The organism is Anoxybacillus dikiliensis (assembly GCF_050613275.1).
Classification (GTDB): domain Bacteria; phylum Bacillota; class Bacilli; order Bacillales; family Anoxybacillaceae; genus Anoxybacillus.
In genome coordinates, this window is the sequence record NZ_CP187112.1 from 2,281,541 (window position 1) to 2,297,388 (window position 15,848).

The following is a 15,848-nucleotide window of genomic DNA, read 5'->3' on the forward strand; positions in this document are numbered from 1 at the left end:
TTATACCATCCTATCCATCTGTATTCTTTTTCCTTAGTCGCTTGCACATTGTGCGGGTTACTGTTGCTGTACATTGTTATTCGAAAAGAATCTCTCTCCTTTCCAACTTGGTTATTGCCTATTCCCTTTTTTTATCTGGCGACGCTTTTGTTTAGAGTTGAAACGATTGAAGGGACGATTGAACAAATAATCGTTTGGATTAGCTGTATTGCTTTTGTTATCTTATTTTCATTTGTAAAAAATAAGGAATTAGTCATATTAGGAATCACATGGACTGTAATCGTTTCGAGCTATGTCGTGCTCACGAACGTCATTTCTTTTCCGCATTTTCTTTTATCTGTTTCACAAGAAGTGTCTGGTCTAGGAGAACGCCTTAACGGTTTTTTTCAATATGCCAATGCATTTGCTTCCATATTAGGCATGTTTGTATTATTTCATCTTGGCTATGCTACTAGAGAGAACAGACCGACTATATCATTGCCCCATCAGGGTGCTGTCTTGCCCCTATGGACGCTTTTTTTACTGACTGAATCACGCGGAGCATGGGGGATCTTTTTCATTGCTTGGTTGGCTTCTTTTCTCATCGTTCCAAAAAAGCAGTATATCAAATATACGTTTTTATCCATTTATTCTTTTATCGGTGGAACTATTGTGTATAAGCTTACGATAGCGAACGGACACATTCATTTCTCCTTTTTAGCAGCAACGGTTCTCGTTGTTTCTCTTTTACTGTTATGGTTTTACGAAAAGAAAGAAATTAACAATAAATTACAAAAAATAAATAATGCGCATTTACTCCCTATATACCTTTGCATAATGGCTATGCTATTTGTAGCTGATATTTGCTTCAAAGGACTCGTATATCACATGCTTCCAATAACAATTCAACGGCGCTTATCGTTCAATTTAGATACATTAACGGATCGCATCTTATATTGGAAAGACGCATGGAGTGAGTGGGAGTCGTTCATATGGACGGGACTTGGAGGAAAGGCATGGAAGTTTATCATGTACCGTGCGCAATCCTTTCCTTACTTATCGAGTGAGTTACACAATGGCTACTTAAATTTACTCGTTGAGATCGGTATGGTCGGTACACTATATATTTTATTTCTTATTGCTCTTGCAGGAACAAAGCTTTGGCAACAACGAGCGACCGAATTCGCACCCTTTACATTTCTCATCGCTCACGCCATCATCGAGTTTACATTTTCGTTTCCTGTGATCATAATGGCAGTTCTTATGCTAGTCTCATCTGGAATACAGGAAAAATATTCGTCAAAGTATTTGTCCTTGAAAGGATCACTTACTTCTTTCATGTTTATTATTTGTGGAATAGTATGTTTCCAATTTATAAAAGCTGAACAAACATTTGCGTCTGCACAATATGCTCATACAAAAGAAAAAGCGTACATGTTAACTAAGCAGGCGATGGAACAAAATAAATGGAACACAACGTACGTTCTTTTTGCAATTGAAAATGAATTGCTGTCTTTAAAGGACGAGAAACAAGCCATTGAACGCGCATTAAAAAATGAACCAAATCACGCACTTTTATTATTTTACGCTGGAAAGCATGCGGAGAAAATGAAGAATATGAACCTTGCTGCTACCTACTATGAGAAATCACTAGCAAACGATCGATTCGATCGAAATAAGTATGTACTTTTAACTAATTTCTATCTCCATATGGAAGAAAAAGCTAAGGAAAATGGTCACTTACACGAAGCAAAACAATGGAAAGAAAAAGCAAAAGAATTACATGTACAAATGGAACATTTGCTCGAGCGAATCAAAGAAGAAAAACGAAAAGACGAACGGAGTTTCCATTTTTATAAATAAAAAAACATAAAAACTATATATTTACTAAAATTTATAATTATGCTATATTTGTTTTGTGTTCTGAAAAGTCAAACATTTATGAGGAGGATTGTATGTTTAAGAAAAACCCATTTTTACCTTTTTTCTTTTCTTTTCTCATTGCTTTATTTAGTACAACGAGTTCTATCTCATTTGCTTCCTCGTCGCTCAAAGAATTATGGAAAAGCCCTGTCGGGGGGCGATATACTTTCTTCATTTTGCCTCAAGCAGATGGAACTTTTGTCCATGTTGATGGAGAAGAAGAAAGTTTCTCAACCACAGCTATAGTTTATCGAATGGATATTATGAACATTAACCAAAAAGGACAAATTAACAAAAAATGGTCGTTGAGCACAGAAAAAATTTTTACAGGAAAAAATGGTGCTAATCAGTATTTGGTGAGCGTTCAAATGAAAAAAGGAATTGCTACAGCTTACGATTTAAACGGGAAAAAGATATGGGAATATAAGGCTGGTTCACCAATTAAATGGGAAGGACATCATAAAGACACAACTTATTTACGAGTAAAAGATAAAATTGTAGTTCTTTCTTCAGCCGGAAAACCTGTCGGCTCGTTCAAATGCAACGACGCCCCTGTTATCGGACCAGACGGCTCGCTATATGTGATTGAACGCCCGAAAGAAAACCAATTCGCATTACTAAAGTATAATAAGCTAGGAAAATTACAATGGAAGGCAAATATCCCTGCAATGCAAAAGCAAAAAGATTGGAGTACACCAAACGCCGGCATAAGTGATGTCGATCTTGATATAAGCGATAAACACGTATATGTAAATATTAAATATGCCATGTATCATAACAGGCAATCTCTTTCGAAGTCGGTAAGAATGATTTATGCAATCACATCTAAAGGAAAGGTCGCTTGGACCGTTAAAACGAATATTCAAGACGATGTTGGATACGGCTCTTCCATCACTCTAGTAGATGTAATAGACTATAAAACTGGATCGCTTTCCTTTGAAGGTAACGTTATTTACTTTATTGATAACAAAGGAAACAGAAAGAAATATTTCGAAACAAAAGACGGTGGTTTAACACTTGTTAATAATGGTTTTCTCATTTATAAATATAAAAACAAGTCTGCATCGTTAATGTCGCTAGATTTGAAAACAAAATGGACAATGCAATTCCCTAAGGGTGTAGAGGGGTATATCGATTTCATGGAAAACAACGTCGTAGCTTTCAAACCTTATGACTTCGACTTGGAAGAAGAGGAATCATACTACGATTCAGAGGAAGAAATAAATTCAGAGGAAGAAGAGACTTCTCAACCTCTACAGCAAAAGCGCTCTTACATTCAATACATGTATGTATATGGAAATTACATAGGAGCATACGAATCCGACGAGAAGTTCAACATTGTAGCCGTTGACGAAAAGAAAAGGATCATTTACATTAGACAAAATAAAACAAAAGTTTTACAAGCTTTACAGTACTAAATAATAGATTATATGCAAAAGGGGCTGTCCAAAAGTCAAAGTAATTCTCTTCTGGACAGCCCTCTTCTCTTGCTTACTTCGCTAACTGTAACGCTTGTTGTTTTAATGCTTCTGCTTTATCTGTACGCTCCCAAGGAAGATCGATGTCCGTGCGACCGAAGTGACCATAAGCTGCCGTTTGCTTATAAATCGGGCGACGGAGATCGAGCATTTTAATAATGCCTGCTGGGCGAAGATCAAAATTGTTGCGCACAACCTCGATCAAAATATCTTCAGATACTTTGCCTGTTCCGAACGTATCAATCGAAATCGATACAGGCTTCGCCACACCGATCGCGTACGCTAGCTGCACTTCACATTTATCCGCAAGACCTGCTGCAACGATGTTTTTCGCTACGTAACGCGCCGCATATGCTGCAGAGCGGTCCACTTTTGTTGGGTCTTTTCCTGAGAACGCCCCACCGCCGTGACGAGCATAACCGCCGTACGTGTCAACGATAATTTTACGTCCTGTCAAACCTGCATCGCCTTGCGGACCACCGATTACGAAACGTCCTGTTGGGTTGATAAAATATTTTGTGTTTTCATCGATCAATTCTGCCGGAACGACAGGTTGAATGACATGTTCTTTAATGTTGCGCACAATTTGATCTTGTGTAATTTCTGGATGGTGTTGAGTAGAAACAACGATCGTATCGATACGTACAGGTTTGCCGTTTTCATCGTACTCAACAGTCACTTGCGTTTTTCCGTCTGGACGTAAGTACGGTAAAATATCTTCTTTACGCACTTCTGCTAAACGGCGTGCAAGTTTGTGCGCAAGAGAAATTGGTAGCGGCATAAGTTCTTTTGTTTCGTTGCACGCGAAACCAAACATTAATCCTTGGTCACCTGCACCGATCGCTTCAATCTCCTCATCCGTCATTTGTCCTTCACGAGCTTCTAACGCTTTATCGACACCCATCGCAATATCCGGTGATTGCTCATCAATTGACGTCAATACGGCGCACGTATCTGCATCAAAGCCGTATTTTGCACGCGTATAGCCAATTTCACGAATCGTTTCACGAACAATTTTTGGAATATCTACATATGTAGATGTTGTAATTTCTCCACTCACTAAAACAAGTCCTGTTGTTACACTCGTCTCACATGCAACACGCGCATTTGGATCATTCGCTAAAATCGCATCTAAAATCGCATCGGAAATTTGGTCACAAATTTTATCCGGATGCCCTTCCGTTACAGATTCAGATGTAAACAGACGACGTTTAGGCATTCAAACATTCCTCCTCAGTATAGTGACAAATGATACGGTACTCATCCCTCTTATTATGGTCTATCGTGAAAAAAACCTTTCCTGCAGAGGAAAGGTTTTTGCATTTGTCTGCGCCTTTCACTCTTATCGTTCAAGGGCATTCCCTTGCCACAGGTTAGCACCTTTTCACGTATGTGACGGTTGCTGGGTTTCATCGGGCCTGTCTCCCTCCACCAACTCGGGATAAGAGTATCCGTTCATTTCAGCATCATATCACATCTGTATGAAGCGAGTCAACGTTTTTTCTACTGTAATGATCTTGAAAATAAATTCAAGAAAAATACACGAATTAGTATGGACTATTTATCAAAATGTGTTATACTTTTTACATAAAGATAAATCAAACAAAGGTAGGTTTTGTCCGATGAATTCCATTGAATTGACAAACAAATTATCAATACTCTTACAAAGGGATGGGGTTTTTCATAACTTATCTGTACCACAATTAGTAGAAAAAGTATTAACTCGCAAAGAAGGCGTTCTCACTTCGTCAGGCGCAGTTTGTGCAACAACTGGCAAATATACAGGTCGTTCTCCAAAAGATAAATATATTGTGGAAGAACCGTCTGTGAAACATAAAATTGATTGGGGATCTGTCAACCAACCGATTTCTGAAGAAGTATTTGATAAACTGTACAATAAAGTGATCGATTACTTAATGACGAAAGAAGAAATATTTGTATTCAACGGCTTTGCAGGCGCGGATCCAGCTTATCGTTTGCCAATTCAAGTTGTCAATGAATTTGCTTGGCATAACTTATTTGCCCATCAATTGTTTATTCGTCCAACAACAGAAGAATTACAAACGCATGAACCACAATTTACGGTCATTTCTGCACCGACATTTAAAGCGGATCCAGCCGTTGACGGCACGCGTTCAGAAACGTTTATTATCATCTCATTTGAACGTCGTACCGTGCTTATTGGTGGAACAGAATATGCAGGGGAAATGAAAAAATCGATTTTCTCGGTCATGAACTTTTTGTTACCAGAACAAGGAATCTTCCCGATGCATTGTTCAGCAAACGTAGGTCAAGAAGGAGATGTTGCACTCTTTTTCGGTTTATCGGGCACAGGAAAGACAACGCTTTCTGCCGATCCAAACCGTCGCCTAATTGGCGATGACGAGCACGGTTGGTCAAATAACGGCGTGTTCAACATTGAGGGTGGATGTTATGCGAAATGCATTAACTTATCACACGAAAAAGAGCCGCAAATTTTCGATGCGATTCGCTTCGGTTCCGTATTAGAAAACGTCATGATTGATCCAGACACACGCATACCAAACTATGACGATGCGACGTTAACCGAAAATACGCGCGCAGCATACCCGCTTGAAGCAATGGATAATATCGTCCAACCGAGCGTTGCAGGTCATCCGCATACGATCGTCTTTTTAACAGCGGATGCGTTTGGTGTATTGCCTCCAATTAGCAAATTAACAAAAGAACAAGCGATGTATCATTTCTTAAGCGGCTATACAAGCAAGTTAGCGGGCACAGAGCGCGGAATTACCGCACCTGAAGCAACGTTTTCTACTTGCTTTGGCTCGCCATTTTTGCCGCTTCCTGCAACGCGCTATGCAGACATGCTCGGACAAAAAATTGACGCTCATGGCGTGCAAGTATTTTTAGTGAACACCGGTTGGACAGGGGGCGGATACGGGGTTGGTGAACGAATGAAACTGTCTTATACGCGCGCAATGGTCAAAGCTGCGTTGGAAGGCGAATTAAATAACGTAGAAACCGTTCAAGACCCAATTTTTGGATTGCATATTCCGCTTCATGTACCAGGTGTACCTGACGAAGTGTTGCAACCAAAAAGTACATGGACAGATCAAGAAGCGTATGAACAAAAAGCAAAAGAACTTGCGGCGAAGTTCCGTGAAAACTTCAAAAAATTCACAAACGTCGATCCACGCATTGAACAATTCGGTGGACCAATCGCATAAATGAAAAGGCTGCCTGTCTTCGGCAGCTTTTTCATTTTTCATATCTTCGTACAAACCATTTCATTCAATCAGGCATATAGTAGTACATAGAAAAAAAGAAAAGGAGGCTAAAGATGAATGAACTATTTGCGATTCCTCAATTAAAAGATATACGCCACCTTCTTCCCACTCGCTCTGGCCAATCGTATAAAAAAACAACACTTGAACAAAAAACGCACATCATTATCCACCATAGTTTAACGAAAACAGGCTCGGCATTTGCATTCGCCAATTATCACGTAAGTAAAGGATGGCCAGGCATCGGATACCATTTCGTCATTGAACAAGACGGAACGATTCATTTTTGCAACGACTTAGAAACGATTAGCTACCATGTCGGCAATCATAACAGTTACTGCGTCGGCATTTGTTTAACAGGCGATTTTCGCACACAACAACCGACGAACGAGCAAAAACAATCGTTGAGAACGTTATACAACACACTTATAAACATCTTGCCGAACTATAAAGACGTGAAAGGACATAATGAGCTAAAAGGATACGAATGGAAACAATGTCCTTGTTTTAACTATGCGCAAGTATTAGCTGAAAACGAAAACGTCGAAATGAAAGAAGAAATAAAACGGTATACTATCGAACAAGGAGATACGCTGTGGGCAATTAGTCGAAAAACAGGGGTAAGTGTAAAAACGTTATTGCGCCTAAATCCAAACGTTGATCCAAGAGCATTACAGCCTGGGCAACAAATGATCATTGAAAAACGAGTAAAAAAAGAAGAAGTGAAAGCTCCATCACAACCATCCAATCAAACACCGAAACAGCAAAACATAGTCGAACAACTGATCAATAAGCTTCCAAATAAAGTATTGCGACATGGCGATCGCGGTGAAGACGTTCGCATCTTACAACAAGCGCTAAATATGATCAATTTTAAATGCGGAGCAGAAGACGGAGTATTTGGCAAAAAAACGTTAGATGCGGTGAAACGAGTGAACCTTATGTTTTCAGGCGGAAATAAAAATGGTGTTTATGACGAAAAGACGAAAAATTATATCATAAGCAAACTGAAAGAAAAAATGAAATAGCTTTTCATGACATATCTCCCCTATAATAAGGTGTAAGGGGGGATATTTTTATGCATATGGCAGATGCACTTATTTCACCTGCAGTAGGGATTGCGATGTGGGGGGCTACGGCGGGTGTAGCAAGCTACTCATTAAAAAAAATAAACGTGGAAGCAGATGAAAAAAAACTGCCGCTAATGGGGGTTCTTGGAGCATTTGTATTTGCAGTGCAAATGATTAACTTTGCGATTCCTGGCACAGGGTCGAGCGGACATTTAGGTGGCGGATTGTTACTTGCCGCTTTGCTAGGTCCTTATGCAGCGTTTTTGACGTTAGCCGTCGTTTTATTTATTCAGGCGCTCTTTTTTGCAGATGGCGGACTGTTAGCATTCGGATGCAACGTGTTCAATCTCGGTTTTTACACATGTTTTATCGCATATCCACTTTACAGACGACTCATTCGCCGAACAAACATCTGGTTCGCTTCCATCATCGCTGCCGTCGTTGGATTGCAACTCGGGGCATTTAGCGTTGTCGTTCAAACGTTGTTATCCGGAAAAGTTGAATTACCATTTACGACGTTCGCTTTATTTATGCAACCGATTCATTTGGCGATTGGTATTGTAGAAGGAATGGCTACAGCGGCTGTCATCTCATTTGTGATGAAAGCAAAGCCAGAGCTCTCAACAACGACAAATACACCGACAAATCGTCTCATCGGGACACTCGGTTTGCTTGCGCTTCTCATCGGTGGCATGTTTTCATCCATCGCTTCGTCCAAACCAGATGGATTAGAATGGTCTATTTTTCGCACGGCAGGTACGGAGGAACTACATGCAACAACAGCACTCCACACCGTACTAGAACGTCTCCAACAATCGCTCGCTTTGTTGCCTGATTACAATTTGAAAAATGGGGGCGCTTCGATCGGGTGGTTAGACATCGGCACAAGCGTTTCTGGCATCGTCGGTGTATTTATCGTTGCAATAGCAATGCTCGTACCATACATCTTGAAAAAATGGAGAAAAGAAGCGTGATCCATGCACATATGTCAAATATGAAAAAGCGACGACATGATGTTCATCCGTTAAGCATGCTCATTATAACGTTTACATACATTCTCGTCGTCGCCTCGTTTCACACATATGCGTTTATTGAACTTATTCCTTTATCTCTTTATCCGATCACAATGATCGTTTTTTATCGTCTTTCTATTCGCCATATAAAACGCGTACTGCTCGCTTCTTTACCATTTATTACAGTTATAGGGGCTTCACAGCTCTTTTTCATTCATGAACACGTATCGTTTTTTCATTGGCGTATAGAAGCAGGATGGCTGTCATTTGCTACTTTGCTTGTAAAAAACACGCTTGCCGTTCTTGCTGCAACAGCGTTGTTTTTGACGACACCGGTCGAGCAACTCGCAGGTGCGCTCCTTTCGTTGCGTATTCCTCGTTTGCTCGTTATACAATTACTTTTGACACATCGATATATTTTTTTATTTTTAGAGGAAGCAAAACGACTTCGTCAGGCGTATATGTTGCGCGCATCGCACCATCGCGCGATCCAATTATCCGTTTGGGGATCGCTCGTCGGGCATTTGTTGCTGCGAACATTTGAACGTGCCGAACGCGTGTATGAAGCGATGACATTGCGCGGTTTTTCTATTCAACGTATGCATATAAAAATAAAACGGTGGACAACAAAGGAGAAAATTTACACGTACGGAACAGTTATATTGTTCATCGTTTATCGTTTGGTGGTCATATGATGATAAACGTATCAAATATTTGTTACATATATCCAGATGGTCACGAAGCCATTCGTAATATTTCTTTTTCTGTTCAACAAGGAGAATGCATCGGCATCATTGGAGCAAACGGTGCAGGAAAATCAACGTTATTAAAACTGCTCGTCGGTTTATATATGCCGCAAAGTGGACATATCTTCATCGATAATATGCGCATGTCGAAACAAACGTTACGACATATCCGTCGCATCGTTGGCTTTACATTTCAACAAGCAGATGATCAATTATTTATGCCAACCGTTTACGATGACGTCGCCTTTGCGCTTCGAAATGAAGGAATGAATGAAAACGAAGTAAACGAGCGAGTAACAAACGCTTTAACGCTTGTCGATGCGATTCATGTCAAAGACCGCCCACCTTATCGTTTATCAGAGGGAGAAAAGCGGCTCGTCACCTTAGCAACTGTTCTCGCCATGGAACCGAAAATATTGCTGATGGACGAGCCGACGGCAGCGTTAGATCCAAGAGCAAGGCGAACGCTCATTCATCTCGTTCAATCGTTATCACATACAAAAATCGTAACAACGCACGATCTCGACTTTGTACTTGAATGTTGCGAGCGAACAATTGTACTTGCAAACGGAACGATCGCATATGACGGTCCAACAGAAGCTGTGTTAACGAACGAACCGTTTTTACATGAGCATCACTTAGAACTTCCCCTTATGTTGCAAGGGAAGAAATAAAGCGTGGCTCATTGGCCACGCTTTATTTTTGCTTCACCATTTTTTGTTTGACTACAACATTTTCTTTCGTTTTGTACGAAAGATCATCTATGTTTAATCCATTCCCGAGCGTTCCGTATACATATCCTTCGCGCGGCTCGATGAGTTCTGTTTGTTCATAATAAAGCCGCGGCGTTTTCCATAGCGCAATTAACGCCTTTGTCATTGGCATTTCATGATACCGTTCTGGCCATAGTTGTTTAATATATCGTTTGACTAGCGGATAATATTTTGAGCTCATTGCCGGGAATAAATGATGTTCTGTATGGTGTGAAAAGTTAAAATGCAACACATCCACCCACTTTGGGACAATGACCGTTAAGCTATTAGCTAGTGGATCGTTAACTGGAACGAGCGGATTTAAACGATGGTTCGTCGAGATATATCCCATAACGATTGCATTTCCAATGAGCAATGGAATAACGAACGCGAAGAGCCATTTTTCCACTCCGATCATCAGCAATAACCCAATCCATACTGACCATGGCAATACAAACTGCCAAAATACTGCGCGACGACTTCCTTTTTCAAACTCCTTCCAAAAATAAAGAAGCATATGAAGCGAATGAACAGTAAACATCCCTGCTAAAGACAAAAACGAAAAAGCCGCACGAATCGGAAACGGAATGCGATAGATCCAACGGAGGAAACGACTTTGAGCTAAACGTTTTATCGTTGGCCATGCGTCAGGATCAAGCTCCTCATGTTGTGTATGCACATGATGTGTCGCGTTATGCCACTTTCGCCATAGCTTCGGACCGGTGCAAAGCGGTAAAAACGCAATGCCACCTAACAAATCACGAAGCCATGCCCGTTTGACTACCGTCCCATGCAAAATTTCATGCCCTAAAAACCCTAAACCAGCAAAACAAAATCCAATAACAACTGCAAGCAATCCGTTCCATAACCAATGGAGATCAAACAAAGAAATCGTTACAACGCTACTAACTAAAACGAGCATGTAAGCAAGGCCACCAAACAGACGAGACGGAACGGGACGGAACGCTTCCTCAGGCAAATACGGGGCAATGCGAGCCGCGTACCACCCGAATGAATGAAATTGTTTCATGTAACAAAAAACTCCCCTCATACGTAAAAACTTCGCTTCAAAAAGAAATGAATATTCAAACATCTCCCTCTAAAGCTTACTGTCATCGTATCACTTACATTCTTGTCCTGTCAACAACATTTATTACCTGATCATATTATTTATTTATATTATGTAGTATAAATCCCTTGAATACAGTTGTATAACAACGATAAATGTGTTTCAATGAAAGTGAACATACTGAGAAAGTTTGGGGTGAAACAGATGGGCATGCCGTTAGAAATACAAACGATGATCGTCACAAACGGAAAAGAAAAACGAATTGAACACAACTTATTTTTGTTGCAAAAAGAAGGCTATCGCTTATATCCACTTGACGTTCCGTTAGAAGTAAGGCGCACAAAACACGGAGAAGCAACCGGACAAGCTGTCGTTAAAAAACTTGTCCTTGAGAACGGAACAACGATCGTTACATACGAATTAATTGCTTTACATTCGATTAATTAAACCGTCGAGCGATGTGCTCGGCGGTTTTCTTTTTAGGTCATTCACACATTTTTATTAGGCGCATACGATAAAGCAAACGAAACGAAAGAGGGGAAAACAATGCGAAAATGGGTATTTTTGCTTGTTGCTTTTATGTTTTTACTTTCGGCATGCTCATCCCATGATGTAAAAACGTTGCGCGTTGCGGAAGTGACTCGTTCTATTTTTTATGCGCCTCAATACGTCGCAATTGAAAAAGGCTTTTTTGCTGAAGAAGGGCTTCATATTGAACTAAATACGACTTGGGGCGGCGATAAAACGATGACGACGCTTCTATCGAATGGAGCAGATATTGCACTCGTCGGCTCAGAAACGTCTATTTATGTGTATAGTCAAGGAGCCATCGATCCTGTCATCAACTTTGCACAACTGACACAAACGGACGGAACATTTTTAGTTTCGCGCAAACCGATCGCTGACTTCACATGGGATCAACTGAAAGGAAGCACATTTTTAGGTCAAAGAAAAGGTGGCATGCCGCAAATGGTCGGAGAATACGTTTTAAAGCAACATGGAATTGATCCACATAAAGACTTAAATCTCATTCAAAACATTGAATTTGCCAATATCGCCAATGCATTTGCGAGCGGAACAGGCGATTTCGTCCAGCTCTTTGAACCGACTGCTAGCATTTTTGAACAAGAAGGAAAAGGGTATATTGTCGCTTCCTTTGGAACGGAATCTGGTCATCTTCCATATACGACGTTTATGGCAAAACAAAGTTTTATTGAGAAAAATAAAGATGTTATCGGGAAATTTACACGCGCTCTCTATAAAGCACAACAATGGGTGCAAACACACAATGCAAAAGAAATCGCAACAGTCATTCAACCGTACTTTGAAAATACAGATATCGCTCTCATTGAGAAAGTCGTCGAGCGCTACAAAAACCAAGGCTCCTATGCAACAGACCCTGTTTTAGATGAAGAAGAATGGAACCATCTCCAAAACATCATGAAAGAAGCAAATGAGTTGCCATCACACATTGATCACTCGATTTTAGTGAATACATCGTTTGCCGAAAATGCACAAAAGAGGTGAACACCATGCCCATTTTAACAATTGATCAAGTGATGCATGCCTACGTGACAAACCAATCGGCTGTCTTGGCGCTTGATCATTTGTCGCTAACTGTCGAGAGAGGAGAATTTCTCTCCTTTCTCGGCCCAAGCGGCTGTGGAAAAACGACGCTTCTTTCCATTATCGCTGGACTAATTGAACCGACGAAAGGCCGTGTGCTTATCGAAGGAAAAGAAGCAAAAACGATGCGTCAAACGATTGGGTATATGCTACAACACGATTATTTGTTTCCGTGGAAAACAATTGAACAAAACGTCACACTCGGATTAAAACTGACAGGCAAATATAGCGAGAGAACGAGAAAACAAACGCTCGCCCTTTTACATCAAATTGGTCTACGCGACGTCGATGACCGCTATCCTTATGAATTGTCAGGAGGGATGCGTCAGCGCGCTGCACTCGTTCGCACCTTGGCAACTGACCCGAAAATTTTATTGTTGGATGAACCGTTTTCAGCACTCGATTATCAAACAAAACTAAAACTAGAAGATCTCGTATGGGAGACATTAAAACAATATCGAAAAACAGCGCTTCTCGTCACGCACGACATCGGTGAAGCAATTGCGATGAGCGATCGCATCGTTTTATTTACCGCAAAACCAGGAAAAATTAAACGAATTGTTTCCGTCCCCGATTCATTAAAAGCGTGTACACCGTTCCAAGCTCGCCAACATCCGAATTTTTCACCAATTTTTCAAATGATTTGGAAGGAGTTAGAGAGCATTGAACAAACATGAATGGTTGCAACGTATATACGATCAACATATAGCATATGAAAAACGCGAAAAACGAATCGTTCGTTTTTTCCAAACGATCATTGTCATTGCCTTCTTTAGCTTATGGGAAATCGCAAGCCGTTTTCATTGGATTGATCCTCTTTTATTTAGCTCACCGTCTTCCATTTGGCATTTGTTTATCACGAAAGTGCGCGATCACACATTGCTTTCACATACAACTGTCACATTAACAGAGACTGTACTCGGTTTTATTGTTGGTACGATTGCGGGCATTTGTTTCGCTGCGCTACTTTGGTGGTTTCCACGCGTATCCAAAATTGTTGATCCGTATTTAGTCATTTTAAATGCGATGCCAAAGGTGGCGCTTGGACCGATTCTCATTGTGGCGCTCGGGCCGAATATGACATCGATCGTCGCGATGGGAGCAATCATTTCTATCATTATTACAACGATGGTCGTTTACACATCGTTTAAAGAAGTAGATGCAAACTATATGAAAGTGCTTCAAACATTCGGTGCAACGAAACGACAATGGTTCACAGAAGCCATTTTACCAGCTTCCTTTCCGACAATGATTTCAACGTTAAAAGTGAACGTCGGTTTATCTTGGGTCGGTGTCATTGTCGGGGAATTTCTCGTTTCTAAACAAGGGCTCGGTTATATGATTATTTACGGATTCCAAGTGTTTAACTTTACGCTCGTTTTATTAAGTTTGCTTATGATTGCGTTACTTTCAAGCATCATGTATCAACTTGTCAGTTGGTTTGAAAAAAAGCTAATGAAACGTGCATAGCCCCACATGCAAAGAAAAGGCGGTGGGGCTTTAAACCATTCCCCGCCGCTCTAACTGCTGTTTCGTATATGCCCATACGCCATCTTTCATAATAAAACTAAATCGTTCATCTTTTGCTATGTCATCTGGCATATGCTCAATGAGCACAGGACCATTTGTTTCGAAATACGACTCCCTTTGTTCAAAAGACTCAACATGAGCAAAATAAATATTTTTTACAATCGTTTCATTCGGACGTTTGACTTCATACTGCCCGATGTACACGATCTTTTGAACGATTCCTCCTGTTTCTTCCCTTACTTCACGAACCGCTGCCTGTTCCGCCGTCTCCCCCTCTTCTACTTTCCCCCCGGGGAATTCCCAGCCTCGTACAGCGTGATTAGTCAATAACCAACGACCGTTGTATCGACAAATAACAAGGACATGTTTCGGATGTCGTGAAAAAGGATGGTCAGAAAAAGAAAGTCGAACGTCGTATCCGTAGTCATCTTGAAATACAATCATCGCCGCCTACCCTCAACTGCATGTTTTCTTCATTGTACCACACAATCAAATGGTGGACAGCTTTTATGGCTGTATAACTCCCATCGTTTCAATTTGTTGTCTCGCTTCTTCATCCCCAAGCTCATAAATGAGTTCATACACTTTTTTTATCGTATGATCATACCCATCATTCGGACGGTCATAATGATATTGCACATATGGCACATGTGCGCGCCAAAACGATTGCCAATCAGATGAATACATTTCATCAAAATACTCTCGTAACTGAATAATTTCTTCATCTGTCGCCGCAATTCGAAATTCCCACGGTGAAGCCGTTTTTACCTGCGAAATTTCACCGCGTGCCACCGACACATAATACGTTTTCTTCATCGCCCCACCTCTTTTCCATTTATTACGGTTAGTGTGAGTCGATCCATTTGTTTTCATGCAAAAAACATAGAGCAATCCCCTATTACCTTTGAAGTGATAAAACAAGAAAAAGGTGGGAAATCCCACCTCATCCGAGAAACGATTTTAACATCCACACATGTTTTTCTAAACTTTGATGAATGCCTAAAAGCATATCACCTGTCGTTTCATCATTAATTTCTCCAGCATAATCCATGCCGTCTTTGAGCTCATGAATCATCGTTTCAAAATCACGAACGATTTCTGCCACCATTTCTTCCGCTGTTTCATTTCCTTTTGCTTCATGTACAGACGCTACCGCTAAATACTCTTTCATCGTCGCTAACGGCTTTCCACCTAGCGCCAATAGACGCTCTGCTAATTCATCAATATGTAGTGCAGCTTCATTGTATAGCTCTTCAAATTTTGTATGCAACGTAAAAAATTGTGGGCCTTTCACATACCAATGGTAGTTGTGCAGTTTAACATACAATACGTTCCAATTTGCAATTTGCTTGTTTACAATGTCAATTAATTTTTCCTTCATGTTCATTCCCTCCTC

Annotated in this window: 16 protein-coding genes and 1 riboswitch; of the genes, 11 read left to right on the forward strand and 5 right to left on the reverse strand. The window is 40.6% G+C overall.

Annotated features, from left to right (window positions below):
* Window positions 1-147 precede the first annotated feature (147 nt).
* Both ACPF7I_RS11925 and ACPF7I_RS11930 read left to right on the forward strand, forming a co-directional pair.
* Window positions 148-1,842, forward strand: coding sequence for an O-antigen ligase family protein (locus ACPF7I_RS11925; RefSeq protein WP_430746143.1), 1,695 nt, complete (start codon window positions 148-150; stop codon window positions 1,840-1,842).
* 92 nt (window positions 1,843-1,934) lie between these two features.
* The gene (locus tag ACPF7I_RS11930; RefSeq protein WP_430746142.1) at window positions 1,935-3,320 is read left to right on the forward strand and encodes a hypothetical protein; all 1,386 of its coding nucleotides are present in this window, start codon (window positions 1,935-1,937) and stop codon (window positions 3,318-3,320) included.
* 73 nt (window positions 3,321-3,393) lie between these two features.
* Here ACPF7I_RS11930 and metK read toward each other — a convergent pair whose 3' ends face one another.
* Window positions 3,394-4,599: a methionine adenosyltransferase gene (metK, locus tag ACPF7I_RS11935; RefSeq protein ID WP_430746141.1), complete on the reverse strand. Its 1,206-nt coding sequence runs from the start codon at window positions 4,597-4,599 to the stop codon at window positions 3,394-3,396.
* Between the two features lie 120 nt (window positions 4,600-4,719).
* Window positions 4,720-4,828: riboswitch (SAM riboswitch) on the reverse strand.
* A gap of 174 nt (window positions 4,829-5,002) precedes the next feature.
* On the opposite strand from metK, the gene pckA reads away from it, so the two are divergent.
* From pckA to ACPF7I_RS11960, 5 genes are all read left to right on the forward strand, one after another.
* The gene (pckA, locus tag ACPF7I_RS11940; RefSeq protein WP_430746140.1) at window positions 5,003-6,589 is read left to right on the forward strand and encodes a phosphoenolpyruvate carboxykinase (ATP); all 1,587 of its coding nucleotides are present in this window, start codon (window positions 5,003-5,005) and stop codon (window positions 6,587-6,589) included.
* A 113-nt stretch (window positions 6,590-6,702) separates the two neighbouring features.
* Window positions 6,703-7,674 (forward strand): N-acetylmuramoyl-L-alanine amidase, encoded by a 972-nt coding sequence (locus ACPF7I_RS11945; protein ID WP_430746139.1) that lies wholly within the window; start codon window positions 6,703-6,705, stop codon window positions 7,672-7,674.
* A gap of 50 nt (window positions 7,675-7,724) precedes the next feature.
* A complete protein-coding gene (locus ACPF7I_RS11950; protein WP_430746138.1) occupies window positions 7,725-8,690 on the forward strand; it encodes an energy-coupling factor ABC transporter permease in 966 nt (321 codons plus the stop codon).
* On the forward strand, window positions 8,687-9,424 hold the full coding sequence (locus ACPF7I_RS11955; RefSeq protein WP_430746137.1) for an energy-coupling factor transporter transmembrane component T family protein: 738 nt from the start codon (window positions 8,687-8,689) through the stop codon (window positions 9,422-9,424). The genes ACPF7I_RS11950 and ACPF7I_RS11955 overlap by 4 nt, the downstream gene beginning before the upstream one ends.
* Window positions 9,421-10,149: an energy-coupling factor ABC transporter ATP-binding protein gene (locus ACPF7I_RS11960; protein ID WP_430746136.1), complete on the forward strand. Its 729-nt coding sequence runs from the start codon at window positions 9,421-9,423 to the stop codon at window positions 10,147-10,149. Before ACPF7I_RS11955 ends, ACPF7I_RS11960 begins: the two co-directional genes overlap by 4 nt.
* A gap of 22 nt (window positions 10,150-10,171) precedes the next feature.
* Here the strand turns inward: ACPF7I_RS11960 and ACPF7I_RS11965 are convergent, their stop codons facing one another.
* A complete protein-coding gene (locus ACPF7I_RS11965) occupies window positions 10,172-11,257 on the reverse strand; it encodes a fatty acid desaturase family protein (protein WP_430746135.1) in 1,086 nt (361 codons plus the stop codon).
* A gap of 243 nt (window positions 11,258-11,500) precedes the next feature.
* On the opposite strand from ACPF7I_RS11965, the gene ACPF7I_RS11970 reads away from it, so the two are divergent.
* The 4 genes from ACPF7I_RS11970 (at window position 11,501) to ACPF7I_RS11985 (ending at window position 14,392) form a co-directional block, all read left to right on the forward strand.
* Window positions 11,501-11,743 carry a DUF2584 domain-containing protein gene (locus ACPF7I_RS11970; RefSeq protein ID WP_035063434.1) on the forward strand — a complete coding sequence of 81 codons (243 nt, stop codon included), beginning with the start codon at window positions 11,501-11,503 and terminating at the stop codon, window positions 11,741-11,743.
* Window positions 11,744-11,842: 99 nt separating this feature from the next.
* On the forward strand, window positions 11,843-12,823 hold the full coding sequence (locus tag ACPF7I_RS11975; protein ID WP_430746134.1) for an ABC transporter substrate-binding protein: 981 nt from the start codon (window positions 11,843-11,845) through the stop codon (window positions 12,821-12,823).
* 5 nt (window positions 12,824-12,828) lie between these two features.
* A complete protein-coding gene (locus tag ACPF7I_RS11980; RefSeq protein WP_430746133.1) occupies window positions 12,829-13,599 on the forward strand; it encodes an ABC transporter ATP-binding protein in 771 nt (256 codons plus the stop codon).
* Complete coding sequence (locus ACPF7I_RS11985) at window positions 13,586-14,392, forward strand: ABC transporter permease (protein ID WP_430746132.1); 807 nt, start codon at window positions 13,586-13,588, stop codon at window positions 14,390-14,392. The genes ACPF7I_RS11980 and ACPF7I_RS11985 overlap by 14 nt, the downstream gene beginning before the upstream one ends.
* 30 nt (window positions 14,393-14,422) lie before the next feature.
* Here the strand turns inward: ACPF7I_RS11985 and ytkD are convergent, their stop codons facing one another.
* The 3 genes from ytkD to ACPF7I_RS12000 form a co-directional block, all read right to left on the reverse strand.
* Complete coding sequence (ytkD, locus tag ACPF7I_RS11990; protein ID WP_430746131.1) at window positions 14,423-14,896, reverse strand: RNA deprotection pyrophosphohydrolase; 474 nt, start codon at window positions 14,894-14,896, stop codon at window positions 14,423-14,425.
* A 63-nt stretch (window positions 14,897-14,959) separates the two neighbouring features.
* Window positions 14,960-15,268 carry a hydrolase gene (locus tag ACPF7I_RS11995; RefSeq protein WP_430746130.1) on the reverse strand — a complete coding sequence of 103 codons (309 nt, stop codon included), beginning with the start codon at window positions 15,266-15,268 and terminating at the stop codon, window positions 14,960-14,962.
* 127 nt (window positions 15,269-15,395) lie between these two features.
* Window positions 15,396-15,833, reverse strand: a complete 438-nt coding sequence (locus ACPF7I_RS12000) for a Dps family protein (RefSeq protein ID WP_042534695.1) — start codon at window positions 15,831-15,833, stop codon at window positions 15,396-15,398.
* Window positions 15,834-15,848: the final 15 nt, after the last annotated feature.

Bases quoted from the DNA above. Each gene is read 5' to 3' on its own strand.
- ACPF7I_RS11995 (WP_430746130.1), bottom strand. From the start codon at position 15,268: ATGAAGAAAACGTATTATGTGTCGGTGGCACGCGGTGAAATTTCGCAG.
- ytkD (WP_430746131.1), bottom strand. From the start codon at position 14,896: ATGATTGTATTTCAAGATGACTACGGATACGACGTTCGACTTTCTTTT.
- ACPF7I_RS12000 (WP_042534695.1), bottom strand. From the start codon at position 15,833: ATGAAGGAAAAATTAATTGACATTGTAAACAAGCAAATTGCAAATTGG.
- ACPF7I_RS11960 (WP_430746136.1), top strand. From the start codon at position 9,421: ATGATGATAAACGTATCAAATATTTGTTACATATATCCAGATGGTCAC.
- ACPF7I_RS11945 (WP_430746139.1), top strand. From the start codon at position 6,703: ATGAATGAACTATTTGCGATTCCTCAATTAAAAGATATACGCCACCTT.
- ACPF7I_RS11980 (WP_430746133.1), top strand. From the start codon at position 12,829: ATGCCCATTTTAACAATTGATCAAGTGATGCATGCCTACGTGACAAAC.
- metK (WP_430746141.1), bottom strand. From the start codon at position 4,599: ATGCCTAAACGTCGTCTGTTTACATCTGAATCTGTAACGGAAGGGCAT.
- ACPF7I_RS11950 (WP_430746138.1), top strand. From the start codon at position 7,725: ATGCATATGGCAGATGCACTTATTTCACCTGCAGTAGGGATTGCGATG.
- ACPF7I_RS11970 (WP_035063434.1), top strand. From the start codon at position 11,501: ATGGGCATGCCGTTAGAAATACAAACGATGATCGTCACAAACGGAAAA.
- ACPF7I_RS11975 (WP_430746134.1), top strand. From the start codon at position 11,843: ATGCGAAAATGGGTATTTTTGCTTGTTGCTTTTATGTTTTTACTTTCG.
- pckA (WP_430746140.1), top strand. From the start codon at position 5,003: ATGAATTCCATTGAATTGACAAACAAATTATCAATACTCTTACAAAGG.
- ACPF7I_RS11965 (WP_430746135.1), bottom strand. From the start codon at position 11,257: ATGAAACAATTTCATTCATTCGGGTGGTACGCGGCTCGCATTGCCCCG.
- ACPF7I_RS11930 (WP_430746142.1), top strand. From the start codon at position 1,935: ATGTTTAAGAAAAACCCATTTTTACCTTTTTTCTTTTCTTTTCTCATT.